Source organism: Mesobacterium hydrothermale (assembly GCF_035818635.1).
Lineage (GTDB): Bacteria > Pseudomonadota > Alphaproteobacteria > Rhodobacterales > Rhodobacteraceae > Mesobacterium_A > Mesobacterium_A hydrothermale.
Genome location: NZ_JAYLLH010000002.1, coordinates 45,255 through 69,046 on the forward strand (window position 1 = coordinate 45,255; position 23,792 = coordinate 69,046).

At 65.8% G+C, this 23,792-nt stretch carries 26 protein-coding genes and 1 riboswitch; of the genes, 10 read left to right on the top strand and 16 right to left on the bottom strand.

Translation table 11 applies throughout. The features are described 5' to 3' along the window. Nucleotides 1-184: 184 nt before the first annotated feature. The 10 genes from VK792_RS01640 to VK792_RS01685 form a co-directional block, all read right to left on the bottom strand. Nucleotides 185-1,186 (bottom strand): TonB family protein, encoded by a 1,002-nt coding sequence (locus VK792_RS01640; RefSeq protein ID WP_326295574.1) that lies wholly within the window; start codon nucleotides 1,184-1,186, stop codon nucleotides 185-187. Next, the gene (locus VK792_RS01645) at nucleotides 1,183-1,566 is read right to left on the bottom strand and encodes an ExbD/TolR family protein (RefSeq protein WP_326295576.1); all 384 of its coding nucleotides are present in this window, start codon (nucleotides 1,564-1,566) and stop codon (nucleotides 1,183-1,185) included. Before VK792_RS01645 ends, VK792_RS01640 begins: the two co-directional genes overlap by 4 nt. Next, nucleotides 1,563-1,943, bottom strand: coding sequence for an ExbD/TolR family protein (locus VK792_RS01650; RefSeq protein ID WP_326295578.1), 381 nt, complete (start codon nucleotides 1,941-1,943; stop codon nucleotides 1,563-1,565). Before VK792_RS01650 ends, VK792_RS01645 begins: the two co-directional genes overlap by 4 nt. Further along, the gene (locus VK792_RS01655) at nucleotides 1,944-2,558 is read right to left on the bottom strand and encodes a MotA/TolQ/ExbB proton channel family protein (RefSeq protein ID WP_326295580.1); all 615 of its coding nucleotides are present in this window, start codon (nucleotides 2,556-2,558) and stop codon (nucleotides 1,944-1,946) included. Then, nucleotides 2,555-3,346, bottom strand: a complete 792-nt coding sequence (locus VK792_RS01660) for a cobalamin-binding protein (protein WP_326295582.1) — start codon at nucleotides 3,344-3,346, stop codon at nucleotides 2,555-2,557. The genes VK792_RS01655 and VK792_RS01660 overlap by 4 nt, the downstream gene beginning before the upstream one ends. Continuing rightward, nucleotides 3,343-4,101, bottom strand: a complete 759-nt coding sequence (locus tag VK792_RS01665) for an ABC transporter ATP-binding protein (protein ID WP_326295584.1) — start codon at nucleotides 4,099-4,101, stop codon at nucleotides 3,343-3,345. Before VK792_RS01665 ends, VK792_RS01660 begins: the two co-directional genes overlap by 4 nt. Next, nucleotides 4,098-5,078, bottom strand: coding sequence for a FecCD family ABC transporter permease (locus VK792_RS01670; protein ID WP_326295585.1), 981 nt, complete (start codon nucleotides 5,076-5,078; stop codon nucleotides 4,098-4,100). Before VK792_RS01670 ends, VK792_RS01665 begins: the two co-directional genes overlap by 4 nt. Continuing rightward, nucleotides 5,075-5,902 carry an ABC transporter substrate-binding protein gene (locus VK792_RS01675; RefSeq protein WP_326295586.1) on the bottom strand — a complete coding sequence of 276 codons (828 nt, stop codon included), beginning with the start codon at nucleotides 5,900-5,902 and terminating at the stop codon, nucleotides 5,075-5,077. Before VK792_RS01675 ends, VK792_RS01670 begins: the two co-directional genes overlap by 4 nt. Beyond that, the gene (locus VK792_RS01680) at nucleotides 5,889-7,712 is read right to left on the bottom strand and encodes a TonB-dependent receptor plug domain-containing protein (RefSeq protein WP_326295588.1); all 1,824 of its coding nucleotides are present in this window, start codon (nucleotides 7,710-7,712) and stop codon (nucleotides 5,889-5,891) included. Before VK792_RS01680 ends, VK792_RS01675 begins: the two co-directional genes overlap by 14 nt. 142 nt (nucleotides 7,713-7,854) lie before the next feature. Then, nucleotides 7,855-8,041: riboswitch (cobalamin riboswitch) on the bottom strand. A gap of 303 nt (nucleotides 8,042-8,344) precedes the next feature. After that, nucleotides 8,345-8,512, bottom strand: coding sequence for a hypothetical protein (locus VK792_RS01685; protein WP_326295590.1), 168 nt, complete (start codon nucleotides 8,510-8,512; stop codon nucleotides 8,345-8,347). A gap of 312 nt (nucleotides 8,513-8,824) precedes the next feature. Between VK792_RS01685 and VK792_RS01690 the strand changes: the two genes are divergently transcribed. The 7 genes from VK792_RS01690 to mraY are packed head-to-tail and all read left to right on the top strand — an operon-like array spanning nucleotide 8,825 to nucleotide 16,456. Continuing rightward, on the top strand, nucleotides 8,825-9,262 hold the full coding sequence (locus VK792_RS01690) for a division/cell wall cluster transcriptional repressor MraZ (protein ID WP_326295592.1): 438 nt from the start codon (nucleotides 8,825-8,827) through the stop codon (nucleotides 9,260-9,262). A 12-nt stretch (nucleotides 9,263-9,274) separates the two neighbouring features. Then, on the top strand, nucleotides 9,275-10,261 hold the full coding sequence (rsmH, locus tag VK792_RS01695; protein WP_326295593.1) for a 16S rRNA (cytosine(1402)-N(4))-methyltransferase RsmH: 987 nt from the start codon (nucleotides 9,275-9,277) through the stop codon (nucleotides 10,259-10,261). Continuing rightward, nucleotides 10,261-10,605, top strand: coding sequence for a cell division protein FtsL (gene ftsL / locus VK792_RS01700; RefSeq protein ID WP_326295595.1), 345 nt, complete (start codon nucleotides 10,261-10,263; stop codon nucleotides 10,603-10,605). Before rsmH ends, ftsL begins: the two co-directional genes overlap by 1 nt. Continuing rightward, complete coding sequence (locus tag VK792_RS01705; protein WP_326295597.1) at nucleotides 10,602-12,395, top strand: peptidoglycan D,D-transpeptidase FtsI family protein; 1,794 nt, start codon at nucleotides 10,602-10,604, stop codon at nucleotides 12,393-12,395. The genes ftsL and VK792_RS01705 overlap by 4 nt, the downstream gene beginning before the upstream one ends. Nucleotides 12,396-12,438: 43 nt before the next feature. After that, nucleotides 12,439-13,920 (top strand): UDP-N-acetylmuramoyl-L-alanyl-D-glutamate--2,6-diaminopimelate ligase, encoded by a 1,482-nt coding sequence (locus VK792_RS01710; RefSeq protein WP_326295598.1) that lies wholly within the window; start codon nucleotides 12,439-12,441, stop codon nucleotides 13,918-13,920. Beyond that, nucleotides 13,917-15,374: a UDP-N-acetylmuramoyl-tripeptide--D-alanyl-D-alanine ligase gene (locus tag VK792_RS01715; protein ID WP_326295599.1), complete on the top strand. Its 1,458-nt coding sequence runs from the start codon at nucleotides 13,917-13,919 to the stop codon at nucleotides 15,372-15,374. Before VK792_RS01710 ends, VK792_RS01715 begins: the two co-directional genes overlap by 4 nt. Next, nucleotides 15,374-16,456 (top strand): phospho-N-acetylmuramoyl-pentapeptide-transferase, encoded by a 1,083-nt coding sequence (mraY, locus tag VK792_RS01720; protein ID WP_326295602.1) that lies wholly within the window; start codon nucleotides 15,374-15,376, stop codon nucleotides 16,454-16,456. The genes VK792_RS01715 and mraY overlap by 1 nt, the downstream gene beginning before the upstream one ends. A 37-nt stretch (nucleotides 16,457-16,493) precedes the next feature. Here the strand turns inward: mraY and VK792_RS01725 are convergent, their stop codons facing one another. The 4 genes from VK792_RS01725 to VK792_RS01740 all read right to left on the bottom strand — a co-directional run bounded on the left by VK792_RS01725 (nucleotide 16,494) and on the right by VK792_RS01740 (nucleotide 18,347). Next, nucleotides 16,494-16,811: a phosphoribosyl-ATP diphosphatase gene (locus VK792_RS01725; RefSeq protein ID WP_326295604.1), complete on the bottom strand. Its 318-nt coding sequence runs from the start codon at nucleotides 16,809-16,811 to the stop codon at nucleotides 16,494-16,496. Beyond that, nucleotides 16,808-17,569, bottom strand: a complete 762-nt coding sequence (gene hisF, locus VK792_RS01730) for an imidazole glycerol phosphate synthase subunit HisF (RefSeq protein ID WP_326295606.1) — start codon at nucleotides 17,567-17,569, stop codon at nucleotides 16,808-16,810. The genes VK792_RS01725 and hisF overlap by 4 nt, the downstream gene beginning before the upstream one ends. Nucleotides 17,570-17,705: 136 nt before the next feature. Continuing rightward, entirely contained in the window at nucleotides 17,706-17,987 is a 282-nt protein-coding gene (locus VK792_RS01735; protein ID WP_326295608.1) for a hypothetical protein, read from the bottom strand. Between the two features lie 51 nt (nucleotides 17,988-18,038). Next, entirely contained in the window at nucleotides 18,039-18,347 is a 309-nt protein-coding gene (locus VK792_RS01740) for a DUF6476 family protein (RefSeq protein ID WP_326295609.1), read from the bottom strand. Here VK792_RS01740 and VK792_RS01745 point away from each other — a divergent pair. Further along, nucleotides 18,346-19,374 (top strand): RluA family pseudouridine synthase, encoded by a 1,029-nt coding sequence (locus tag VK792_RS01745; protein WP_326295610.1) that lies wholly within the window; start codon nucleotides 18,346-18,348, stop codon nucleotides 19,372-19,374. The genes VK792_RS01740 and VK792_RS01745 overlap by 2 nt on opposite strands. A gap of 19 nt (nucleotides 19,375-19,393) precedes the next feature. Here the strand turns inward: VK792_RS01745 and VK792_RS01750 are convergent, their stop codons facing one another. Beyond that, nucleotides 19,394-20,059 carry a DUF4386 domain-containing protein gene (locus VK792_RS01750; protein WP_326295612.1) on the bottom strand — a complete coding sequence of 222 codons (666 nt, stop codon included), beginning with the start codon at nucleotides 20,057-20,059 and terminating at the stop codon, nucleotides 19,394-19,396. Between the two features lie 305 nt (nucleotides 20,060-20,364). Here VK792_RS01750 and rpoH point away from each other — a divergent pair, with 305 nt between their 5' ends. Next, a complete protein-coding gene (rpoH, locus tag VK792_RS01755; RefSeq protein ID WP_326295614.1) occupies nucleotides 20,365-21,261 on the top strand; it encodes an RNA polymerase sigma factor RpoH in 897 nt (298 codons plus the stop codon). Between the two features lie 158 nt (nucleotides 21,262-21,419). Beyond that, nucleotides 21,420-22,406, top strand: coding sequence for a Gfo/Idh/MocA family protein (locus tag VK792_RS01760; protein ID WP_326295616.1), 987 nt, complete (start codon nucleotides 21,420-21,422; stop codon nucleotides 22,404-22,406). 36 nt (nucleotides 22,407-22,442) lie between these two features. On the opposite strand, the gene phaZ is transcribed toward VK792_RS01760, so the two are convergent. After that, complete coding sequence (gene phaZ, locus VK792_RS01765) at nucleotides 22,443-23,723, bottom strand: polyhydroxyalkanoate depolymerase (protein WP_326295618.1); 1,281 nt, start codon at nucleotides 23,721-23,723, stop codon at nucleotides 22,443-22,445. Nucleotides 23,724-23,792 lie beyond the last annotated feature (69 nt).

Here is a 23,792-nt window from a genome sequence, read left to right on the forward strand (position 1 = left end):
GCTCGTGGGTGGGGTTGGTCCCCACTTATCCACAGCCACTATAGGGGAGGCTCCATACTTTGGGTAGTGCAGAAATGCGGGCCCCAGATGAAGGGGCAAAGCGCGCGAACGCGCGGTCCGCGCGTACGAGAGGCGCTGCCTCTCGCGCTCTCCGGGATATTTCCGGCCAGAAGAAGGCGAGGGCCTATCGTCGGGCGAAACGGAGCGGCAGGTTGAAGCTGTAGCGGTTGTCGGGCAGCGCCGCGGGGGCGGCGGGCAGGCGCGCGGACCTGGCGGCGGACAGCGCGGCCCTGTCGAGCGCGGCGTCGCCCGACGAGGTGAGGATGCGGGCGCCGGCGAGCGTGCCCGCGCGGGTCACGGTGATCTGGAGCTTGACCACGCCGGTGGCGCGGGTGCCGCGCGGATAGCGCTGCGCGCGCGCGACGCGCTGGCGGATTTGCGCGCCCCATTGTGCCTGCGCGTTCTGTAGCGCGGCCCTCGACGGGCCCGACGGCGCCGCGGGTCTGGCTGTGCTTCCGCCGGTCGTGCCGCCGTTGCCGGTGGCGCGTTGCGCTGCGCGCGGGGCGTCGTCGGTGGCGGTCGGTCTGGATTGCGCGGCGGGTGTGCGGTCGGGCCGGGGGTGTGGCCTGAGCGACGCGCCGGGCGCGTGGCGCGGCTCTGCCGGGGTGGGATCGACCCGCGGCAGTGCGGCGGTGGCGGGGGGCTTCATCAGCGCCTGGCGGGGACGCTGCAGGGGCCGATCGGGGGTTGACCGCGGCCGGGTTGCCGCTGTGGGTTGCGTGGGGTTGACCGGCGCCGCGACCTGAGCTGTGACCTGGGCCGGGAGCACCGGGGGCGCAAGCCGCGGGTTCGTCCGGATCGCCGGAGCCTTGTCGGTCGCGGTGTCAAGGCGGGGGGCTGCCAGGGGATGCGCGCGGGGGGGCAGGGGATCGGCCCGCGGGGCAGGTGCGGCTGCGTCGGCGATCGGGGCTGCCGGTTCAGGCAGGGTGTCGGCCAGTTCGGGTGCCCGGGTCCAGTCCTGAACCATCTGCGCCATCGCCGGGGGCAGGGCGGCAAGGGTCAGGGCGTCGGTGCCGCCGGCACCGCCGCTGTCGCCGCCCGACAGGCCCGGGGGCGACAGGGTGAAGGCGGCGACGTGCAGCGCGCCTGCGAGGGTCAGGAAAGCGGAGGCTTCGAGCAGTTTCATCGCGCGGCCTCTGTCACCAGTGCGACCTCGGTCGCGCCCGCCTGCGCCAGTTGTGCCAGAACCTGCGCCAGCGCGGCCGCATCGGCGCGGGCGTCGGCGCGCAGGGTCACCGGGGACGCGGCGGCGGCGGCGATGGCATCGGACCCGCGCAGCGCGCCGAACGCAGTCTGCCCGTCGGCGGAAAGAAAGAGCGCATCGGGATCGGCCTCTCCCTCTGCCTCGGCTTCGGGCAGGCGGATGTCGAACGGGTCGGGCGGGGCGATCTGCGCCGTCATCAGGAAGAAGATCAGCAGCAGGAACACCACGTTGATCATCGGCACGATCTGTTCGCCAAGGTCGCGGCGCGGGCGTGGCGGGATCAGGGGGGCGCGGCGCGTCATGGGGCGACCACCGCGATATTGGTCAAACCGGCGGCGCGCAGGGTGGCCATCACGTCGAGCAGGCGCTGCACATCGGCGCCGTCCCGCGGCGACAGGACGATCACGTCGCCGGGCGCGGACATCAGCGGGGCCAGGGCCGTGGCCAGCGCCGCGGGCTCTTTCACGATGCCATTGAGCGCCAGCGCATCGGGCGAGACCGTGACCAGCCGGGGCGGGCCGGAATAGCCCGCGCCCGCGCCCCCCAGCGTCAGCGGCAGGGTTTGCGGCAGGCCGAACCGTGCCGCCAGCATGAAGAACACCAGCAGCAGGAACACCACGTCGATCATCGGCGTGAGGCTGGGCCGTCTGCGGCGTCCGGGGGCGGTCAGATCCAGCATTCAGCGGCCTTGAGACAGGAACAGCCGGGTGGCGAGGTCGTCGAGGTCATGGGCCAGACGATCGGCGATGCTGTCGAACCAGGACAGGGCGATGCCGGCCGGGATCGCCACGCCCATGCCCGCGGCGGTGGTCAGCAGCGCCTCCCAGATGCCACCGGCGAGGGCGGCGGGGTCGGCGCGGTTGCCGGCCTGTTGCAGCGCTTGGAACGCATCGATCATGCCCAGGACCGTGCCAAGCAGGCCGATCAGCGGAGCGATGGTCATCACCAGTTCCAGCACCCGCAGGCCTTCGCGCGCCTCGGCCATGGCGGCGCGGGCGACGCGGGCGGTTTCCTCTTGCGCTTGCGGGGGGGCGCGAAAGCTCAGCGCATCCATCGCGGCGTGCACGACGCGGGATCGCACCCCGCGACGCCCGACCAGCAGGGCCATCGCCTCGGTCCCGTGGCCCTGGTCCCACAGCGTGACCGCGCGTTCGGCATGGGCCACGCGCCAGGCGCCCAGGCGGGACAGTTGCCACAGTTTCCACAGGATCATCGCCAGCGTCAGCACCGACAACCCGGCAATGGCCCACATCGCCGGGCCGCCCATGTTCAGGAAATCGGTGATCTGGGTCATGCCGGGGCCTTTTCCACATGTGCCGCGATGAGGCCCGCCAGCGCGTCCAGACCGTCGGTCAGCGCGGCGGGGCCGGGTTGCAGGATGAGCGGCGACTTTATCTCATGGATCGCGCCGGATTGCACCGCCGGGATCGTGTCCCAGCCGGGGCGGGCGCCGATCTTTTCGGGGCGCACCTTCTTGCCGCACCAGCTGGCGACGATGATGTCGGGGCGGGCGGCGATCACGTCCGAAGGCGTGACGATGCGGTCCCTGGCGGCCTGTTCGTGGCGCAGATGGGCGAAACAATCGGTCCCGCCGGCGATCTCGACCAGGTCGGACACCCAGCCGATGCCGGTGATCTGGGGATCGTCCCATTCCTCGAAATAGACGCGGGGGCGGACCTTGGGGGTCCGGGCGCGCAGGGCCGCGATGCGGGTCTCATAGCTGCTGGCCAGCGCCTCGGCCGACTCGGCACAGCCGACCAGACGCCCCAAGGTGCGGATCATGCGCAGGATGCCCGCAACATCGCGCTGGTTGAAGGCGTGTACCTCGATCCCGGCGCGGATCAGACCGGCGGCGATATCGGCCTGAAGGTCGGAAAAGGTCAGCACCAGATCGGGGCGAAGCGCGATGATCTTGTCCAGGTCGGCGCTGGTGAAGGCCCCGACACGCGGCTTTTCGCGGCGCACGCGGGCAGGGCGCACGGCATAGCCGGTGACGCCGACGATCCGATCTTCCTGCCCCAGCAGATACAGGGTTTCGACGGTTTCCTCGGTCAGGCAGACGATCCGGCCGGGCAGGGTCATGACAAGACCCCCAGCGGCTGGATCAACGGGCCGTGATCGGTTTCCAGTACCTGCGCGTTCAGGTGGAACACCTGCGCAAGCCGGTCTGGGGTCAGGACCTCCATCGGCGGACCCTCGGCGGCCAGCCGGCCCCGGTGCAGCAGCACCAGCCGGGTGCAATAGCGCGCGGCCAGCGTCAGGTCGTGCAGCGACACCAGCACCCCCCGGCCTTCGCGGGCCAAGTCGCGGAACACCTGCAACGTGGCGATCTGCGCGGCGGGGTCCAACCCGGCGACCGGTTCATCGGCCATCAACAGCGGGGTTTCCTGTGCCAGCGCGCGGGCGATCAGAACGCGGGCCTGTTCGCCCCCCGAAAGCGCCGTGGCGCTGCGGCTGCGGAAACTGTCCAGCCCCATTCGGGTCAGGGCGCTGTCCACCGCGGCGCGATCCTCGGGGCGCAGGCGGCTTCCGGTGGGGCGATGGGGCAGGCGGCCCAGGGCGACCAGGGTTTCAACCTCGAGCGGCCAGGCAATATCGCGCGCTTGCGGCATCCAGGCGGCGGCCTTGGCGCGGGCAGTGGCGGGCAGGGTTGCCAGCGACGATTGTCCGCTGTGCGGCAAGAGGCCAAGGGCCGCGCGCATCAGCGTGGTCTTTCCCGCGCCGTTGGGGCCGATCAGGCCGACGCAGTCGCCTTCGGCCAGCGACAGCGACACCGCATCGACGACCGGACATTCGCCGCGCCGCACGGTCAGGTTTTGCAGCGAAAGGAGGGTCATGCGATTTCCTTTCGGGTCTTGTAGATCAGGTGCAGGAACAGCGGTGCCCCGACCAGCGCCATCACGACACCGAGCTTGAGGTCGCGGTCTGGCAGCACCAGCCGCACGGCGATATCGGCGGCCAGGACCATCGCCGCCCCGCCAAGGGCCGAGGCCCAGAGCAGAACGGACGGCCGCGCCTTGGCGAACGGACGCAGCAGATGCGGCACGATCAACCCGACAAAGCCCACGGCCCCGGCCACGGCGGTGCCCGCGCCGACGGCGGCGGCGGTGCCAATAAGCAGCCGCAGACGCAGCCCGCGCATCGAGACGCCCATGGCCTGTGCCGCGTCTTCGCCCAGCGACAGCGCATCGAGCCCCCGGCCCAGCGTGGCCAGCAGGACCCAGCCCAGCGCCATCACCGGCAGGGCCAGCGCGACATGGGCCATCGACCGGTCGGCCACGCTGCCCATCATCCAGAACATGATCTCGCTGGCCGCGTAGGGGTTGGGCGACAGGTTCAGCACCAGCGAGGTCAGCGCGCCGGCCAAGGCCGAAATCGCGATCCCGGCAAGGATCAGCGTCAATGACGATCCGCGCGGACCTGCAAGCAGCAGGATCAGAAGGACCGACAGCGCGGCAAAGCCAAGCGCGGCCAGCGGCAGGGCCAGCGTGACCCATGCGGCGATCCCGGTTTGCAGCGCGATGACCGCGCCAAGCGCCGCCGATCCGCTGACGCCGATCAGCCCGGGTTCGGCCAGCGGGTTGCGCAGGAAACCCTGCATCGCCGCCCCCGAAAGGCCCAGCGACGCGCCCAGGCAGGCGGCCAGAATGGCGCGGGGCAGACGGATTTCCTGCATCACCATCTGCACCAGCGGATCGCCGGTGCCGAACAGCGCGCGGAGCGCTTGCCCCAGGGGGATCGGGGCATAGCCCACCGCCAGCGACGCGGCGAAAAGCAGGGCAAGCAAACCAGAAAGCGTGGCAAACAGCTTCATTGCCGGTCCTCCCAGTCCTGCCGGATCGCACGCATTTCAGCAACCGCGTCCAGCAGCTGTGGCAATTCGCAGACCCAGGCCGCGCCGTCCTCGATCCGGCGCAGCTTGCCGCTGTCGCGCAGGACCGGGTGATCCAGCAGTTCGGTGGCCCGCGAATGGCCACCATAGGGGCGGCCGATCAGGATCAGGTCCGGGTCGTCCAGCACCAGCTCTTCGAGCGGCAGGCGGCCGCCGAAGGGCAGGCCGCGCGCCTCGGCGATGTTGTCCATGCCAGCGTGGAACAGGATGTCCCCCGGCAGGGTCTGGCGCCCGGCGGTGTTGCCAAGCGCATAGTACAGGGCCACGCGGGGGCGGCGGGACGGTGCGTCGGTCAGTGCCGCAAGGCGGGCGTCGAACTGCGCCAGCACCTCGGCGGCGCGGTTTTCCTGCCCCAGAAGCGCGCCCATCCGGGCGATGTTGGCGCGGGCGTCGTTCAGCGAATTGATCGGGGCAAAGACCTCGACCCGGTAGCCCAGCCGTTCCAGCATCGACACGGTGGCACGGGTGGTGAACGTGCCCGCCAGCACCAGATCGGGGTCCAGCAGCACGATGTCCTCGGCCTTGCCGGAATTGGTGGGCAGGGCGCGGGCGGCTTCGACCATGGCAGAGGTGCGGGGATCGCGCGACAGCAGGCTGACCGAGGTCAGCTGCCCGGGCGCCGCCAGCAAAAGCGCCAGCTGGTCGGTACAAACGTTGAGAGAGACGACGCGTTGCGGCGCCGCCAGCACCGCCGCCCCGGCGAACACCAGGGCGGCGGCAAGGCCTATGATCTTAGAACGACGCACGGACCCCAAGGAACCACGACCGCCCGGCAGTGTTGTAGCCCGCAGCGGTCTGGTAATCCGCATCGGTCAGGTTTTCGACCCGCAGATACCCCGTCAGGCTGTCGCTGAAAGCGTAGTTCATCTGCGCGTTCACCACGGTGAAATCCGTCAGCGGGGTGCCGAATTCATCCGGGAAGTCGGCGGCGTGGCGCAGAGTGATCGAGCCGTTCAGCTTGTTGGTGATCTCGGCATCGACCCCCAGTGCCAGGTCATAGCGCGGGATCCGCAGTTGTGGGTTGTCGCTGGCATCGCGGCTGTCGGTATAGGTGAAGGCCCCGGTCAGGCTGACCCGATCGGAAACTGGCACGGCTCCGGACAGTTCCACGCCCTGGCTGACGGTGGTGCCGGGGCGCTGGGCATAGGCGCCGGGCAGCGGACCCAGCCAACCGTCTGGATCGAAATACTGGATCAGGTTGTCGATCTCGGAATAGAACAGTGTGGCCTTGACGTTGGCGCCGTTGCGATAGGCGTGCTCGACGCTGAGTTCCGCGTTGCGGCTTTTTTCCGGCTCCAGCGCGGCATTGCCCGACCAGGGATCGTAAAGTTCATAAAGCGATGGCGCACGGAAGCCGCTGGACACCAGCGCGCGCACCGTGGTGTTCGCGGTCGGACGCCATGCCAGCGCGGCACGGGCGGAATTGTGGCCGCCGAACGCATCGTGGTCGTCATGGCGCAGCGAAACGGTCAGGTCCAGCGCCTCGGACGGCGCGAAATTTGCCTCGGCAAAGATGCCGGTGGTTTCCGCCGTGCCGCCACCAGCAGAGCCGAAGGCCAGCGTATCGCTTTTCTCGCGCGTCCAGTCGCCGCCGAAGGTCAACGCGGTGGCGCCCATCGTCCATGCCGCCTTGTAGTCGATGGTATCCCGCTCGCCCTTGTAGGTGCCGGTAAAGGCTGAGGTGGCCAGGGAGCGGTCGATTTCGTAGTGCGACGCCGAGAAGTTGTGGGTCACCGCACCGGTTTCCAGCGTGCCATACACGCGCAACGCACGTGTCGTGGCATCCGAAATTCCGGTTTCATCGGCAGCAGAGGCGTCGTAATCGCCGGTCGAGTCCATCCAGTAGCCGTCGAAGCCCAGTTTCAGCGTGTCTGTGACATCATATTCGCCACCAAGGGTCAGTTGCGTGCCTTCGTATCCGTCATCCTCGGTGCCGCCGACGCGGGCCGAGAAGCCGTCTGTCTTGGTACTTGTCAGCCCAAAGGACAGTGCGCCGCGGTCGTCACCCACGTTGACGGACAGCCCGCCGCGCCGGGTGTTGTAGCTGCCGCCTTCGGCAAAGACCTCGACCGAGCGGTCGTTGCGGCGCTTGGGGTTGGTGGTCACGTCGATGATGCCGCCGACCGCCTCGGAGCCGTGGACCGCAGATTGCGCGCCTTTCACGACTTCGACCCGGGTCACGTTGCCCAGCGACAGGTTGGCCCAGTCGAACTGGGTCTGCACGCCCGACGGATCGGTCACGTCGATGCCGTTGACCATGACGGGGCTGTAGGGGCCCGACAGGCCGCGCATCCGCAGGATGGTGACGCCGCCGATGCCGCCATTGCTGGCCACCGTCAGGCCAGGCAGCGCGGCCAGCGTATCGGCCAGTTGGGTCGTGCCCGCGTCGCGCAGCGTGGCTTCGCCCAGAATGTCGACATTGGCGCCGGACCGGTTCAGGTCGGTCAGGGTCTGGTTTGCGAATATGGTGATTTCGTCCAGTTCCATCGCGTCTTGTGCCAGCGCGGGCGCGGCAGCAAGGGCGATCAGTGATACGGTGCCCAAGATACGGGTCATGTCCGTTGTCCCTTTCGTTCTGGCGCATTTCGATGGCGCCAAGGAGAGTATTGGTTCTTGGAAAGGGACGCCTCTCCGCGAACGGTGCAAAGATTGTCACCACTGCCGGAGAGCCGTTATCCGTCGCACGCCCCGCGCGCGGATAGGGTGATCGACTCGGCAGGTCTCCTGACTTGCGGGTCATTGCGTGGTCCGGGCCTTCCCGGGGCTGGACCCCAGTGGCATGTGCCGGTCACGCTCGCCGCTTACAGTTGCGGGGGCAGCCGCGGATTTGCACCGCGTTCCCTTTTCACCAGAGTCGCCTCTGGACCGAGATGGAGGGTGATTACGCCCTGACCCCTGCGAAGGCAAGAACGCAAAGCGACACCCCGGCCCTCAGGCACGACGCGAGGCGCGGCGCAGGCTGTTCGACGGGATTGCACCGAGCTTTTGGGAATTCGTGGGAACCGTCTTGGTCGTGCAGCGGCAGGACGTCGGCGGGGGCTGGCCTACGAATCAAAACTCGTTGAATCGGCTGATTCGAAGATGTATTTTGAGAACGTAGGCAGAACATTTCGTCGCCCCCTTGTGGATAAGTCTGGGGGAGAAGTCTTTGGGTGGGATTTCTTGGTACTTTTTCGAGGTTTTGTTATTCAACCATATTTAGTGTTTTTTGTTTTTAATCGGTCAACAATTAGCGTTGATGGATGGGGGTCAGGCACCAGAAGTTGTTTCAGGCCCGCCTGTGGAGCAATATGCAGTGCCATGCGTTCCCATTTTGCGTTGACGTCCCATGATTTCCCAGTGTATCCCTTGTTCATCGAATGAGGGACGGGACAAAGGGCAACGCAGAGCCCGAACAAAAAAATCCCGAAATAACAAAAAGCAGGTTCATACAGGCCCCGCTCCTTCATTTGTAACAAAGAGATCCGGCGCGCGGGCGAGCAGACATCCCCCCAGGTGGCGCGCGCAGCTGGACCTTCCCGCTCAGCGGGAGAGTGGCGGCGGGTTGATCAGTGGCAGCAGATCAACCCGCCGTTTCAATTTCAGGGGGACGAAATGAAGGGGCCGGTAGGGCAGTGGCGCTGAGCTTCAGAGGCGAATTCAACCAAAAGGTTGACGGCAAGGGGCGCATGTCGATCCCCGCTCCGTATCGCCGCGTGCTCGAAGATGGCGACCCCAACTACCCCGACGCCCCCAATGCCCGCCTTGTCGTGCTGTACGGTACTCACCTGAAGGGCTCGCTTCACGTTTATACGATCGAGGCGATGAACGAGATCGAGGCGGAGATTCAGAAACTTCCGCGTGGGTCGGTCGAGCGCAAGGCCGCCAGCCGCATGATCCTTGGGAAAAGCTGGGAAACCGAGATCGACCGCGACGGACGGATCGTGCTGCCCAAAGAGCGCCGCGAACAGATCGGCCTGGAAGGCGAGGCGACGATGATCGCTATGGGCGACTATTTCGAGATCTGGAACAAGGCCACGTTCGAAGCGCAGGAACAGGCCGAGGTCGAGGAATTCCTGGCCCAACAGGACGAGGATTTCGATCCGCTGTCGCTGCTGGGCGGCTGACGGGAGGGGATCATGGCAACGCACCCTTCCGCCGATGCGCCTCACATTCCTGTCCTGCTGCGCCCCTTGCTGGCCGCTGTGGCGCCGGTTTCCGGGACATGGGTCGATGGTACATTCGGCGCCGGCGGCTATGCCCGCGGGCTGCTGGACGCAGGTGCGGACCGCGTGATCGGCATCGACCGCGATCCGCTGGCCCACCAGATGGCTACGACATGGAGCGGTGCGTTCGGCGCACGGCTGGACCTGGTTCAGGACAATTTCGCCAATATGGCTGACCATGTCGACCAGGTGGATGGCGTGGTGCTGGACCTGGGCGTGTCGTCGATGCAGCTGGACCAGGCCGAGCGCGGGTTTTCCTTCATGAAAGATGGCCCCCTGGACATGCGCATGGCGCAGGACGGGCCAAGTGCTGCGGACATCGTCAACCAGGCCGAGGAATCCGAACTGGCCGACATACTGTATATCTACGGTGAAGAACGCGCTTCGCGCCGGATCGCGCGGGCCATCGTCAAGGACCGCGCGGCCCAGCCGATCACGACAACGCTGCGACTGGCCGGGATCGTCGAAGGCTGCCTGCCGCGGGCGAAACCCGGGCAAAGCCACCCGGCCACGCGCAGCTTTCAGGCCCTGCGGATCGCGGTGAACGACGAATATGTCGCACTTTATCAGGGGCTTATGGCTGCGGAACAGGTTTTGAAGCCTGGTGGCAAGCTGGCCGTCGTGACGTTCCACTCGGTCGAGGACCGGATGGTCAAGCGCTTCCTTCAGGCGCGGGCGGGTCAGGGCGGACACGCCAACCGCTATGCCCCGCAACAAGACATCGCCGCGCCCCAGTTCACGTTGTTGTCGCGCAAGGCCATTGGCCCGGATGACGTGGAACTGGCCGAAAACCCGCGCTCCCGGTCTGCCAAGCTGCGCGTCGCGCAGCGCACTGATGCGCCCGCGGGCGAGATTGATCCGAAATCCATTGCCATGCCACAGCTCAAGGGGACACGCTGATGCGCACGCTGCTTTATGGGGTGACATTTCTGACAGTGATCGGACTGGCCTTCTGGGCCTATCGCGAAAACTATCGCACGCAGGATGTGCTGGCCGAGATTGAAACGCTGCAACGCGACATCGGCGCCCGGCGCGAACGGTTGAACGTGCTCAAGGCGGAATGGGCCTATCTGAACCGTCCTGATCGGCTGCGGGACTTGGCGGATCTGAATTTCGACCGCCTGGGCCTGCTGCCGTTTGGGGCGGAACAGTTCGGCCGCATTGACCAGGTGGCCTATCCGCCGCGCGACCGGACCCCGATCACCGCGCCCATCGACGTGACAAGCGCAGGAGCAGACGAATGATCCGCACACCGCTGCGCCCGCTCGCCCGCATCCTGGACGCCCGCCAGAAAGGTGAAAACCCCGACGCGATCGAACGCGAGAACCTGCGCATCCGGCACGAGGAAATGCGCGACAAGGCGCGGGTGCGCGCCGAAAGCCGGCTGTTGATGCTGGGGGTCTTCTTTTTCTGTGCGTTTACCGTGATCGGCGCGCGAATGGGGCACATCGCGGCCTCGGAACCGGAAGAGCCGCGCACTCAGGCCAACACCGCATCCGTTGTGGCGACGCGGGCCGACATCGTCGACCGGCGCGGGCGCATCCTGGCCACCAATATGGAAACGCATTCGCTGTATGCCCATCCGCAGCAGATGATCGAGCCCGAGCGGGCGGCGCAGGCGCTGGCGGGGATCTTTTCCGACCTCGACGAAGACCGGATGATCAAGGATTTCACCGGGACCCGGAAATTCGTCTGGATCAAGCGCAAGATCAGCCCGGAACAAAAGCAGGCGGTGCATGACATCGGCGAACCCGGCCTTCTGTTCGGCCCGCGCGAGATGCGGCTTTACCCCAACGGCAAGCTGGCCGCCCATGTGCTGGGCGGGGCCGGATTCGACAATGAAGACGTGTCAGGGGCCGAGATTCTGGGCGTGGCTGGCATCGAGAAATACCTGGATGCGGACCTGCGTGACCCGGCGCGCGCCGGTGCACCTGTCGAGTTGTCGCTGGATCTGACCATCCAGGCGGCAGTGGAACAGGTGCTGCACGGGGGCATGACCCTGCTGAACGCCAAGGGCGCGGCGGCGGTGCTGATGGATGTGCACACCGGCGAAGTGATCGCCCTGGCATCTTTGCCCGATTTCGACCCCAACGACCGGCCCGCGCCCCCGACCAAGGGCAACCCGTCCGACAGCCCGCTGTTCAACCGGGCGGTGCAGGGCGTCTACGAACTTGGCTCGACCTTCAAGATTTTCGCAGCAGCGCAAGCACTTGACCTGAAACTGGTGAACCCGTCGACGGTGATCGACACCTCGCCGCCGTTCAAGATCGGCGGCTATCCGATCGGGGAATTCAAGGGCCACAATTACGGCAAACTGTCGGTGGAAAAGATCATCGTCAAAAGCTCGAACCGGGGGACGGGCAAGCTGGCCTTGATGATTGGTGCGAAACGTCAGAAGGAATTTCTGGACAGCCTGGGCCTTTTGGCGCCGCTGCCGGTGGAACTGATCGAGGCCGGCAGCGTCCATCCGCAAACGCCGGACCGCTGGGGCGATCTGAGCACCGTGACCATATCCTACGGTCATGGCATCAATTCCTCGCCGCTTCATCTGGCCTCGGCCTATTCGACGATCGCGAACGGCGGGCATATGATCAGGCCCACCCTGCTGAAACAGGCGGGGCCGCGGCTGGGGCCACAGATCATCTCTGAGCAGACCTCGGCACAGGCCCGCGCAATGCTGCGTCTTGTGGTCAGCCACAGGGACGGTACCGCAAGCTTTGGCGATGTGCCGGGCTATGCGGTGGGCGGCAAGACCGGCACCGCCGAAAAGCTCAAGGAAAACGGTGGCGGCTATTACGCGGACCGCAATATCAACACCTTTGCCAGCATGTTCCCGGCCCATGCGCCGAAATACGTTCTGGTGGTGACGCTGGACGAACCGGTCGAAAGCTCTGGTGCGGAGCCGCGTCGCACCGCGGGCTGGACGGCCGTGCCCGTTGCGGCCGAAATCATCCGTCGCGTGGCCCCGTTGCTGGGAATGCGGCCCGACGTTGAACCGGCAGAACTGGCTGGTATAACGCTGGCATCGCAATGACGCCGCCGGCATGTCCCCGGGGCGCATCCGGGGGCAGGGGCAGATGACAGACAAGAACAAAAGCCTGAGCGAGTTGGGCCTGACCGCACGGGCCGGGCGCAACCCCGTCATCACCGGGCTGACGGTGGATTCGCGCGCGGTGGCACCTGGTATGCTGTTCGCTGCCCTGCCGGGCACGCAGGTGCATGGCGCGACATTCATCCCGATGGCGCTGGAATATGGTGCTGCGGCGATTCTGACCGATGCCGACGGCGCCGGGATCGCGGCCGAGGCCCTGGCCGAGTCCGACGCGGCCGTCATCGTCACCCCCGACCCGCGGCAGGTGTTGGCCTATACAGCCGCGCTGTGGTTCGAACGCCAGCCCAAAACAATGGTCGCGGTCACCGGCACCAACGGCAAGACATCGGTGGCCACCTTCGTGCGCCAGATCTGGCAGGCGCTGGGGGAGACCTCTGTCAACGTTGGCACCACCGGGGTTGAAGGCGACTGGCAATACCCGTTGCGTCACACCACGCCCGAACCGATCACCCTGCACAAGGTGTTGTCAGAGGCGGCAGAGGCCGGGGTCACCCACGCGGCGATGGAAGCGTCGAGTCACGGGTTGTCACAGCGGCGGCTGGACGGCGTCACGCTGACCGCTGCGGGCTTTACCAATTTCAGTCAGGACCACCTGGACTATCACGCCAGTTTCGAAGCCTATTTCGACGCCAAGGCCGGGCTTTTTGCCCGGGTCCTGCCCGAGGACGGGGTCGCGGTCATCAACATCACCGATCCGCGTGGCGTGGATATGGCCGCCATTGCCACCGCGCGCGGGCAGAAGGTCATCACCGTGGGCCGGGGCGAGGGCGATCTGGCGCTGGCGGGTCAACGCTATGACAGCACCGGGCAAACCATCCGCCTGACCTGGCAGGGCAGCGTGCGGCAGGAACGGCTGAACCTGATCGGCGGGTTCCAGGCGGAAAACGCGCTGTTGGCCGCGGGACTGGTGATCGCCTGCGGGGCCGAACCGGCGGCGGTGTTCAACGCACTGGGGCAACTCGGCACCGTGAGGGGCCGGATGCAACTGGCCGCAACGCGGGACAACGATGCGGCGGTGTTTGTTGACTACGCTCATACGCCTGACGCGGTGGCGACCGCGATACGGGCGCTGCGCCCGCATGTCATGGGCCGGCTGGTCGCCATTGTCGGCGCCGGTGGGGACCGCGACGCCAGCAAGCGCCCGCTGATGGGGCAGGCGGCGGCGGCGCATGCGGACATGGTGATCGTCACCGACGACAACCCGCGCAGCGAAGATCCGGCGCTGATCCGCGCCGCGGTGATGCAGGGCTGCCCCGATGCCGTGGAAATCGGCGACCGGGCCGAGGCGATCCTGCGCGGGGTCGATGCCCTGCAACCGGGCGACGCGCTGCTGATCTGCGGCAAGGGACATGAAAGCGGGCAGGTGATCGGGGATACGATTTTCCCCTTTGACGATGTTGAACAGGCCAGTATCGCCGTGGCCGCACTGGACGGGAGAGGGCTGTGACGACGCTCTGGACATCTGAGGAGGCCGCCCGGGCGACGGCTGGGCGGAACACCGCCGACTGGTCTGCGTCCGGTGTGTCGATCGACACCCGCACGATCCAGCCCGGGGATCTGTTCGTGGCACTGAAGGCCGCGCGGGACGGGCATGACTTCGTGGCCCAGGCGTTGGAAAAGGGCGCGGCCGCTGCGTTGGTCACCCATGTTCCCGAAGGCGTGGCCGCGGATGCGCCGCTGCTGATCGTGCCGGATGTCCTGCAGGCGCTGGAAGCGATGGGCATTGCCGCCCGCGCCCGACTGTCGCGCCGCGCGCGGGTGGTGGCTGTGACAGGGTCGGTCGGCAAGACCTCGACCAAGGAAATGCTGCGCACCGTGCTGGGCGGGCAGGGCCGCGTCCATGCCGCCGAGGCGAGCTACAACAACCACTGGGGCGTGCCGCTGACGCTGGCGCGGATGCCGCGCGACGTGGATTTCGCGGTGATCGAGATCGGGATGAACCACCCGGGCGAAATCGCGCCGCTGGCACGGATGGCCCGACCGCATGTCGCCATGGTAACGATCGTCGCGCCCGCGCACCTTGCCGCCTTCGAAAGCCTGGACGGGATCGCTCGCGAAAAGGCCAGCATCTTCGAAGGGCTCGAGCCGGGCGGCGTCGCCGTCTACAACGGGGATCTGCCGGTGTCGCATACCCTGAGAGAGATCGGCGCGCGCTTTGCCAAGCGGTTGATATCCTTTGGTGAACAGGCGGTGAACCATCATCGCGTTCACGAGGTGCGGATCGGCGACAGCACCACCGTCGCCCAGGGCCGGGCCTGGCGGTCGCCGGTGCTTTACAAGGTTTCGGTGCCGGGGCGGCACTTTGCCGTGAACGCCATGGGCGTGATTGCCGTGGTCAGCGCGCTGCGCCTGAACCGGGCGGTTGCGGTCAACGATCTTGGCCGTTGGTCGCCTGGCGCCGGCCGGGGCCTGCGCGAGGTCATCACGCTCGATCTGGTCAACACCGAGCAGACGGTCGAACTGATCGACGATGCCTATAACGCCAACCCCGCCAGCCTGGGCGCTTCGCTCGAGGTGCTGGCGGCGGCGGTGCCGGCCGACGGTCTTGGCCGCATCACACATGGTCGCCGCATCGCCTATCTGGGCGACATGAAGGAACTGGGCGAAACCGAAGCCGAGTTGCACCGCGCCGTGGCCAACCACCCGGCTATGGCCCGGATCGACCTGGTGCACTGCGTCGGGCCATTGATGCGGCATCTTTGGCAGGCGCTGCCCGACGACAAGCGCGGCCACTGGACGGAAACTTCGGCGCAGATGGCAGAGCGCATCCGTCACGATCTGGACGCGGGCGACGTGGTTCTGGTCAAGGGGTCCTTGTCCATGGCGCTGGCCCGCGTGGTTGACGCGATCCGCAAAATGGGTCAATCCCGCGCCCGTCACGACTCCGAAGGGACCGATTAATGCTTTTCTGGCTGACCGCGCTTTCTGATGGCGGCGACGTTTTCAACCTCTTCCGCTACATCACCTTCCGTGCGGGCGGTGCGTTCCTGACGGCTTTGATTTTCGGGTTCCTGTTCGGGCGGCCGCTGATCAACGTGCTGCGCAAGCGCCAGGGCAAAGGCCAACCGATCCGCGACGATGGCCCCGAAGGTCATTTCGTCAAGGCGGGCACGCCCACCATGGGCGGGTTGCTGATCATCGGTGCGGTGGTGACCTCGACGCTGCTCTGGGCGCGGCTGGACAACCCCTTCGTCTGGATGGTGCTTTTCGTGACCATGGCCTATGCCGCGATCGGCTTTGCCGACGACTATGCCAAGGTCAAGAAACAGAACACGGCCGGCGTGTCGGGCAAGGTGCGGCTGGTGCTGGGCCTGGTGATCGCCGCGATTGCAGGCTATTGGGCATCGGTTGCGCACCCGGCTGACCTGTCGAACCAGCTGGCCTTGCCGGTGTTCAAGGACACGCTGATCAACCTGTCGTATTTCTTTGTACCATTCGCGGTGATCGTGATCGTGGGATCGGCCAATGCGGTGAACCTGACCGACGGACTGGACGGGCTGGCCATCATGCCGGTGATGATCGCCGCCAGCACGCTGGGCGTGATTGCCTATGCGGTGGGCCGGGTCGACTTTACCGACTATCTTGACGTGCATTACGTGCCGGGCACCGGGGAAATCCTGGTGTTCACCGCCGGGATCGTTGGCGGGGGGCTTGGGTTCCTGTGGTACAACGCGCCGCCCGCCGCGGTGTTCATGGGCGATACCGGATCGCTGGCGCTGGGCGGCGCACTGGGGGCGATTGCCGTCGCCACCAAGCACGAGATCGTGCTGGCCATCGTCGGCGGCCTGTTCGTGGTCGAGGCGCTGTCGGTCATCATCCAGGTGCTGTATTTCAAGCGCACCGGCAAGCGGGTCTTCCTGATGGCGCCGATCCATCACCATTACGAGAAAAAGGGCTGGGCCGAGCCGCAGATCGTGATCCGGTTCTGGATCATCTCGCTCATTCTGGCGATCATCGGCCTCGCGACGCTGAAGGTCCGGTAAGGCATGCGGCAGGGCGGGGTGCACCCGCCCGCGTGGCTCAGCTTTCGCGGCTGCGCTCGGCCTTTTCGGTGATCCCGGACCGGCCCGTGCGGCTGTCGAGAACCGCCATCACATCCGAGAGCGGCACATCGCAGGCCTTGAGCATCACCAGAAGGTGAAACAGCAAGTCGGCGGTTTCATTCGCCAGCTTCTGCCGGTCGCCCCGAGCGGCTTCGATGATCGCCTCGATCGCCTCTTCACCGAATTTCTCGGCGCATTTCGCCGGGCCCTTGGCCAGCAGCTTGGCGGTCCAGCTCTCGTCGGGGTCGGCCTCGGCGCGGCTGGAGACGATACGGTTCAGTTCTTCCAGGGTCATGTCAGCCTCATCGGGATTCCGGCCGCAGCCATATGCGCCTTGGCCTCGGCAATGGTGTGGTCGCCAAAATGGAAGATCGACGCGGCAAGTACCGCGCTGGCATGGCCTTCGGTCACGCCTTCGACAAGGTGGTCCAGAGTGCCAACCCCGCCCGAGGCGATGACAGGCACCGACACCGCATCTGAAATCGCCCGGGTCAGCGGCAGGTTGAACCCCGCCCGCGTGCCGTCGCGGTCCATGCTGGTCAGAAGGATTTCGCCGGCGCCTTTTTCAACCACCGTGCGGGCGAAGTCTACCGCGTCGATGCCCGTGGATTTGCGGCCGCCATGGGTGAAGATCTCCCACCGGCCGGGTTCGACGGTCTTGGCGTCGATGGCGACCACGATGCACTGGCTGCCGAACTGGTCGGCGGCCTCGGCCACCACGTCGGGGTTGGCCACGGCGGCAGAGTTGAAGCTGACCTTGTCGGCGCCTGCCAGCAGCAGCGCCCGGACATCGGCCACGGTGCGCACGCCGCCGCCCACGGTCAACGGGATAAAGCACTGTTCGGCGGTGCGGGTGACCACGTCGAACATGGTGCCGCGGTTTTCATGGGTGGCGTGAATGTCGAGAAAGGTGATCTCGTCCGCGCCGGCAGCGTCATAGGCGCGGGCTGCGTCCACCGGATCGCCGGCGTCGCGCAGATCGACGAAATTGACGCCCTTGACCACGCGGCCATCGGCGACATCAAGACAGGGGATGATGCGGGTTTTCAGCATATCCGCCTTATGACGTGGATTTGGCTGTGGGGGAAGGGGGACAGTGGGGGAAGGGGGAATGCGCCTGCGGCGCATGCGAGAGGCGCTGCCTCTCGCGCTCTCCGGGATATTTTTCGCCAGAAGAAGGCAGCAGCGGTCAAGCTGCCGGACGGTGGCGGGCGCGCCATTCCGTGAGGGCGGCGAGGATCAGCAGGACGGGTGTGCCCAGGGCGAGGCCGGTTTGTGCGAGCAGCAGGCCCGCGCCCTGCACCAGGATATCCAGTGCGGAGGTCGTGGTTTGATGTGCCAGCCACGCATCCGTGGCGATCAGCGCCAGCGTGGTCAGGGCAAGGGCGATCAGCACGCCGCGCGCCCGGGCAGAGCGGGTGAGGGCAGCAAGACCGAGCGACAGGGCGGGGATGAGGAGGAGGTGCAGCATGGGGTCAGCTTGCCGCAGGTGGCACGGTTTGGGCAGTCAGGTATTCCTGACTCAGTTCGCGGTCTGCAAGGCGATTTCCTGCGTGAGTGCACCGCTGTCGGCGTCGAAGATCAGGATGCGGTTGTCCGCTGTCACCACAGCATACCAGCCCGCGCCCCGGGTGAAGGCAGTGGCGGTTGTGCCGGCGGGCAGGGTGATGACCTCTGGCATGGGCACGGCGGGGCCGCTATAGCGGGACCAGATCAAGCCGACGATGATCACGATGCCCGCGATCATCACCACCATCAGCACCGTCACCAGCAGGCGCAGGACCCGCAGGCTGGCGGGCAGTTCGAATTCCGGGTCGGGAGCGTTGTCCATGTCGTCCACCGTGATCTGTGTCACCATCGGCGCCAACCCGCCGTCGCGCCTTGATAAGGCGCTGGCCCGCGATGTGCCAGAGGAAGCAGCGCTGTCACGTACCCGGCTGGCCCGGCTGATCGCCGAAGGCGCCGTTGTGCGCGCGGGCCTGATCCTTGCGGACCCGAAGGCCCGGGTGGCCGAGGGGGACGAGATCGAGATAACCGTGGCGGCAGCGCAGGACTATGATGTGCTGCCCGAGGATATCCCGCTGGACATCGCGTTCGAGGATGATGAGTTGATCGTGGTGAACAAACCTGCGGGCATGGTGGTGCATCCGGCGCCGGGGTCGCCCTCGGGCACATTGGTGAACGCGCTGCTGCATCATTTCGGCGGCACCCTGTCGGGGGTGGGTGGCGAAAAGCGCCCGGGCATCGTGCACCGGATCGACAAGGACACCAGCGGGCTGCTGGTGGTGGCGAAATCCGACCGGGCGCATCACGGGCTGGCAGCGCAGTTCGAAAAGCACAGCGCCGAGCGCGCCTATCTGGCGCTTTGCTATGGTGCACCCGATACCGGCGATCCGCGGCTGCGGGGCATACGGGGTGTGTCGGTCGAGCCGGGGGATGTGATCTGCGTCACATCGGACCTCGCGCGGCACCGGACCGACCGGCAAAAGCAGGCGGTCTATTTCGGCCACGGGCGCCATGCGGTCACGCGCGCCAAGGTGCTGGAGCGATTCGGAACGCCGCCCGCCGTGGCGCTGCTGGAATGCCGGTTGCAGACCGGGCGGACACATCAGATCCGGGTGCATATGGCGCATGCCGGCCATGGGCTGATTGGCGATCCGGTCTATGGTGGGCGGCGCAAGCTGTCTGACAGGGCCTTGCCCGCGGCGGCGATCGCCGCGATTGCGGGTTTTGGGCGGCAGGCCTTGCATGCCGCTGCCCTTGGTTTCGAACATCCCGTGACCGGCGCGTGGCTGGCGTTCGAAGCGGACGTGCCCGACGACATGGCCGGCCTTTTGGTGGCGCTGCGGGCGACGTAAGTTCCGGCCGCGCGGGGTCTCAGGCCTTGCGGGTGAACAGCAGCCAAAGGCAAAGCCAGCTTTCTGCCACCAGCGGCAGAAGATAGGCCGGTTGCAGCACATGCACCAGTTCGGGGGCCAGCAGCCGGGTGAGCCCGCCCGCGACATACACGATCCCCGACAGGCCGATGCCCGCGTTAAGCAAGGTCGGTGCTTGCGTGCCGTGGCACAGAAGCCAGGCCATGATCATGCTGTTGACCCCGAAAAAGATCAGCCCGGTGTCATAGGCGATGGCGTGCTGCCCGGCCAACTGCAGCGCCAAGGCCGGTTCTCCGGCGGTGATCAGCGCCGGCACCGCAGCCAGGAAAATCACACCAACGGTGATCATCGCGGCCTGCATCAGCCGAAACACCAGGGCGGCGCGGGCGGCTGTTTCAGACACCGGACGAAGCAGGGTGAAGAAGGCCAGCGCAAGGCCGATATCGGCCAGGATCATGATGATGTCGGCGCCGAGGCTGGCGCGGAACTGTGCAAGATTGGCGGCTATCGCCGGTGCCGGGGCCGCGGCAGACAGCAGCGGTGCCCGCAGCGCCAGTTCCCCGCCGACACCGGCAAGGATGATGACCAGATAGAATGCTCCGGCAAGGCGCATCAGCTTGCGGGAACTGGTTGGATTGTCGGCGACGGGAAGCGTTTGGGCAGACATGTCTGGTGTCCTTTCAAAGGGGGGCGTTTGTCGTGAATGACGGTGTGAAAGGTGTAATTCATGCAGATCGGTATGGAAATTGCTGAGAAATTGACAAGAATGATGCAATAATGCATAGATTCGTGTCGCCTGACGGTCTGGTTTGTTGTAAACTGCACATGGGCGTGAAGCTGCTGACACAAGGATGGCCTTCACCCCGGTCCTGATTAACTTGTTGTTCACAGATTGCGGCCAGTCAGGCTTGAAACCGATGGGGTCGGTGCCTAGATTGGATGTTAAGACCCTAAACATTGGAGAGAATTGGGATGAGCAACTACGGCAACCTGCCGGCCCCGTCGCCGGAAGCTGGGCTGAGCCGTTACTTGACCGAGATCCGGAAGTTTCCGCTTCTGGAACCGGAAGAGGAATACATGCTGGCCAAGCGCTGGGTCGAAAACGAAGACACCGAGGCCGCCCACAAGATGGTCACCAGCCACCTGCGGCTTGCGGCAAAGATTGCCATGGGCTATCGCGGCTATGGTCTGCCGCAGGCCGAAGTCATTTCCGAAGCCAACGTCGGCCTGATGCAGGCGGTCAAGCGGTTCGACCCGGAAAAGGGTTTTCGCCTTGCGACCTATGCCATGTGGTGGATCCGGGCGAGCATCCAGGAATATATCCTGCGGTCCTGGTCGCTGGTGAAGATGGGCACGACCAGTGCCCAGAAGAAGCTTTTCTTCAACCTGCGCAAGGCAAAATCGCGGATCGGGGCGCTGGAAGATGGCGACCTGCGCCCCGAGCATGTCGAGAAGATCGCCCACGACCTGGGCGTCACCGAGGACGAGGTCATCAGCATGAACCGGCGCCTGTCGGGTGGCGATGCGTCGCTGAACGCGACGATCAGCAGCGACGGTGAAGGCGCGATGCAGTGGCAGGACTGGCTGGAGGACGAAGGCGCCGACCAGGCTGGCGACTATGAGGCACGCGATGAACTGGAAACCCGCCGTGCGCTGCTGGTGGAGGCGATGGAGGTTCTGAACGCGCGTGAAAAGGACATCCTGACCCAGCGGCGGTTGTCGGAGCGGCCGGTCACGCTGGAAGAACTGTCGGCGCAGTACGACGTCAGCCGCGAGCGTATTCGTCAGATCGAGGTGCGGGCGTTCGAGAAGTTGCAGAAAAAGATGCGCGACCTGGCGCGCGACCAGGGTCTGCTGAGCCTGACCTGACCTTTGAACGGGAGTTTCCCTGACCGGACAAGAGGGGGCTCTGCCCCCTCTTGCCCGTCCGGGCAATTCACCCCCGGGATATTTTTCGCCAGAAGAAGCCAGGGGTCTGTCTGTGCCTTTCTGTGTGCGCTAACATGCGTGCAGGATTGGAGGGCGACATGGCAGATCACGTCAGATGGGGCATTCTGGGGGCGGCGAAATTCGCCCGTGAACACATGGGACCGGCGATTCACGCGGCGCGGGGCGGCAGGCTTGCGGCGCTGGCCACGTCCGGTGCGGACAAGGCCGCACCCTTCGTCGATCGGGTGCCCGGGTTGGTGGTCCACGACAGTTACGAGGCGCTGCTGGCCGATCCGGGGATCGATGCGGTCTATGTCCCGCTGCCCAACCACCTGCATGTTGCCTGGACGCGAAAGGCGCTTGAGGCCGGCAAGCATGTCCTGTGCGAAAAGCCCATCGCCATGGCCGCGGAGGAGATCGACACCCTGATCGCGACACGCGACGCAACCGGGTTGCTGGCGGCCGAAGCCTATATGATCGTGCATCACCCGCAGTGGCAGAAAGCCAAGGCGCTGTATGAAAGCGGCGTGATCGGCGATCTTGTGCAGGTGCGCGCGGCGTTTTCCTATGACAATTCTGCCGACCCGGGAAACATCCGCAATTCCGCGGACTCCGGCGGCGGGGCGATACCCGATATCGGCGTCTACATCTTTGGGGGCACGCGTTTCGTGACTGGTCAGGAACCCGAAGAGATCCTGTCGGCGCAGGTGCGGCGCGAAAACGGGGTCGATGTCTGGACCCAGGTCACCGCGACTTTCCCGGGCTTCGCGTATTCCGGGATGGTGTCGATGCGCATGGCGCCGTGGCAAGAGGTCGTGTTTCACGGGACCACCGGCCTGATCCGCCTGACCGCGCCGTTCAACCCGAAGGTGTTTGGCGAGGCGCGGGTCGAACTTCTGGGCACCGACGGGGTGCACCATGAAAGCGTCTGGCGGTTCCCGGGCGACAACCACTACGTCCTGCAGGTCGAGGCGTTCAACAGGTCGGTGCTGATCGGGGCGGCCTATCCCTGTCCGCTGGAGTTTTCGCGCGGGACACAGGCGATGATCGATATGGTCTGGGCAAAGGAAAACGCGCCCGGGTGATCCCGGACGCGTTTCGTGAGGTCAGAGCCCTGGCGGTCAGGCGGCAGAGTTGCTGTTTGCCGTGTTGACCACCTTCGGCCGTGCCGGTCTGGCATTCTGGTCGATGAAATCCAGCACCAGCGGGCGGATGTTGTTGCGCCAGCTCTTGCCGGCGAAAATGCCGTAGTGTCCGGCGCCGGGTTCGACATGGCTGGCCTTCTTGCTGTCGGGCAGGCCGGTGCACAGGTTCAGCGCGGCGATGCACTGGCCCGGCGCGGTGATGTCGTCCTTGTCGCCCTCGACGGTCTTGACCGCGACATTGGTGATCTTTCCGATGTCGACCTTGTGCCCGGCCACCACGAATTCGTTCTTGGCGATTTCGCAATTCTTGAAGATGCGTTCGACCGTCGACAGGTAGAATTCCGCGGTCATGTCCATCACGGCCAGGTATTCGTCATAGAACCGGTTGTGGGCGTCGTGATCTGATGCTTCGCCCCGGGTGACGCGCATGATCTGGTCGGTGAAGGCCTTGGAGTGGCGCTCGGCGTTCATCGACATGAAAGAGGCCAACTGCAACAGGCCGGGATAAACCATGCGGCCCACACCCTTGTACTTGAAACCGACGCGCTGGATCATGGTCTCTTCGAGCTGGCCCATGGTGACGCGGGCGCCAAAATCGGTCACGTCGGTGGCGGCGGCATCGGGATCGATCGGGCCACCGATCAGGGTCAGGGTACGCGGCTGCGCCTCTGGGTCGATTTCCGCCAGATAGGCGGTGGCGGCCAGCGTCAGAGGGGCGGGCTGGCAGACGGCGACGACATTGGTGTCCGGCCCCATGTGGCGCATGAAATCGACCAGGTAGAGCGTGTAGTCCTCGATGTCGAACTTGCCACAGCTGACGGGAATGTCGCGGGCGTTGTGCCAATCGGTGATATAGACTTCGCAATTGACCAGCAGCGATTTCACGGTCGAGCGCAGCAGCGTCGCATAGTGGCCCGACATCGGTGCCACCAGCAGGATCTTGCGAGCCTGTTCTTCGCGCCCGGTGACGTTGAAATGGATCAGGTTGCCGAAGGGTTTTTCAACCACGGTTTCGACGTTGACCAGGTGGTCCTTGCCGTCTTCGCAGGTGAAGGTGCGAATGCCCCAGTCAGGTTTGACGACCATGCGTTCGAAGGTCCGCTCGGTGACTTCGCCCCAGGCGGCCATCCATTGAATTGCCGGGTTCGGCACAAATGCCATCCCCGGATACGAGGCGATGGTCCGGGCTGTCGCGCCCAACCACTGATTCGTATTTCGGGCCGATTCCATCAGGTCGTAGGTCGCCATGTAGCGCATATGCGTCTCCTTGCAGTGTTTTGCCTAATATTTAGGCAATCAGGGCCAAATCGTCGCTTTGCCCCCCGA

Bases quoted from the DNA above. Each gene is read 5' to 3' on its own strand.
- VK792_RS01640 (WP_326295574.1), bottom strand. From the start codon at position 1,186: ATGAAACTGCTCGAAGCCTCCGCTTTCCTGACCCTCGCAGGCGCGCTG.
- VK792_RS01645 (WP_326295576.1), bottom strand. From the start codon at position 1,566: ATGACGCGCCGCGCCCCCCTGATCCCGCCACGCCCGCGCCGCGACCTT.
- VK792_RS01650 (WP_326295578.1), bottom strand. From the start codon at position 1,943: ATGCTGGATCTGACCGCCCCCGGACGCCGCAGACGGCCCAGCCTCACG.
- VK792_RS01655 (WP_326295580.1), bottom strand. From the start codon at position 2,558: ATGACCCAGATCACCGATTTCCTGAACATGGGCGGCCCGGCGATGTGG.
- VK792_RS01660 (WP_326295582.1), bottom strand. From the start codon at position 3,346: ATGACCCTGCCCGGCCGGATCGTCTGCCTGACCGAGGAAACCGTCGAA.
- VK792_RS01665 (WP_326295584.1), bottom strand. From the start codon at position 4,101: ATGACCCTCCTTTCGCTGCAAAACCTGACCGTGCGGCGCGGCGAATGT.
- VK792_RS01670 (WP_326295585.1), bottom strand. From the start codon at position 5,078: ATGAAGCTGTTTGCCACGCTTTCTGGTTTGCTTGCCCTGCTTTTCGCC.
- VK792_RS01680 (WP_326295588.1), bottom strand. From the start codon at position 7,712: ATGACCCGTATCTTGGGCACCGTATCACTGATCGCCCTTGCTGCCGCG.
- VK792_RS01685 (WP_326295590.1), bottom strand. From the start codon at position 8,512: ATGAACAAGGGATACACTGGGAAATCATGGGACGTCAACGCAAAATGG.
- VK792_RS01690 (WP_326295592.1), top strand. From the start codon at position 8,825: ATGTCGATCCCCGCTCCGTATCGCCGCGTGCTCGAAGATGGCGACCCC.
- rsmH (WP_326295593.1), top strand. From the start codon at position 9,275: ATGGCAACGCACCCTTCCGCCGATGCGCCTCACATTCCTGTCCTGCTG.
- ftsL (WP_326295595.1), top strand. From the start codon at position 10,261: ATGCGCACGCTGCTTTATGGGGTGACATTTCTGACAGTGATCGGACTG.
- VK792_RS01705 (WP_326295597.1), top strand. From the start codon at position 10,602: ATGATCCGCACACCGCTGCGCCCGCTCGCCCGCATCCTGGACGCCCGC.
- VK792_RS01710 (WP_326295598.1), top strand. From the start codon at position 12,439: ATGACAGACAAGAACAAAAGCCTGAGCGAGTTGGGCCTGACCGCACGG.
- mraY (WP_326295602.1), top strand. From the start codon at position 15,374: ATGCTTTTCTGGCTGACCGCGCTTTCTGATGGCGGCGACGTTTTCAAC.
- VK792_RS01725 (WP_326295604.1), bottom strand. From the start codon at position 16,811: ATGACCCTGGAAGAACTGAACCGTATCGTCTCCAGCCGCGCCGAGGCC.
- hisF (WP_326295606.1), bottom strand. From the start codon at position 17,569: ATGCTGAAAACCCGCATCATCCCCTGTCTTGATGTCGCCGATGGCCGC.
- VK792_RS01735 (WP_326295608.1), bottom strand. From the start codon at position 17,987: ATGCTGCACCTCCTCCTCATCCCCGCCCTGTCGCTCGGTCTTGCTGCC.
- VK792_RS01745 (WP_326295610.1), top strand. From the start codon at position 18,346: ATGTCGTCCACCGTGATCTGTGTCACCATCGGCGCCAACCCGCCGTCG.
- VK792_RS01740 (WP_326295609.1), bottom strand. From the start codon at position 18,347: ATGGACAACGCTCCCGACCCGGAATTCGAACTGCCCGCCAGCCTGCGG.
- VK792_RS01750 (WP_326295612.1), bottom strand. From the start codon at position 20,059: ATGTCTGCCCAAACGCTTCCCGTCGCCGACAATCCAACCAGTTCCCGC.
- rpoH (WP_326295614.1), top strand. From the start codon at position 20,365: ATGAGCAACTACGGCAACCTGCCGGCCCCGTCGCCGGAAGCTGGGCTG.
- VK792_RS01760 (WP_326295616.1), top strand. From the start codon at position 21,420: ATGGCAGATCACGTCAGATGGGGCATTCTGGGGGCGGCGAAATTCGCC.
- phaZ (WP_326295618.1), bottom strand. From the start codon at position 23,723: ATGCGCTACATGGCGACCTACGACCTGATGGAATCGGCCCGAAATACG.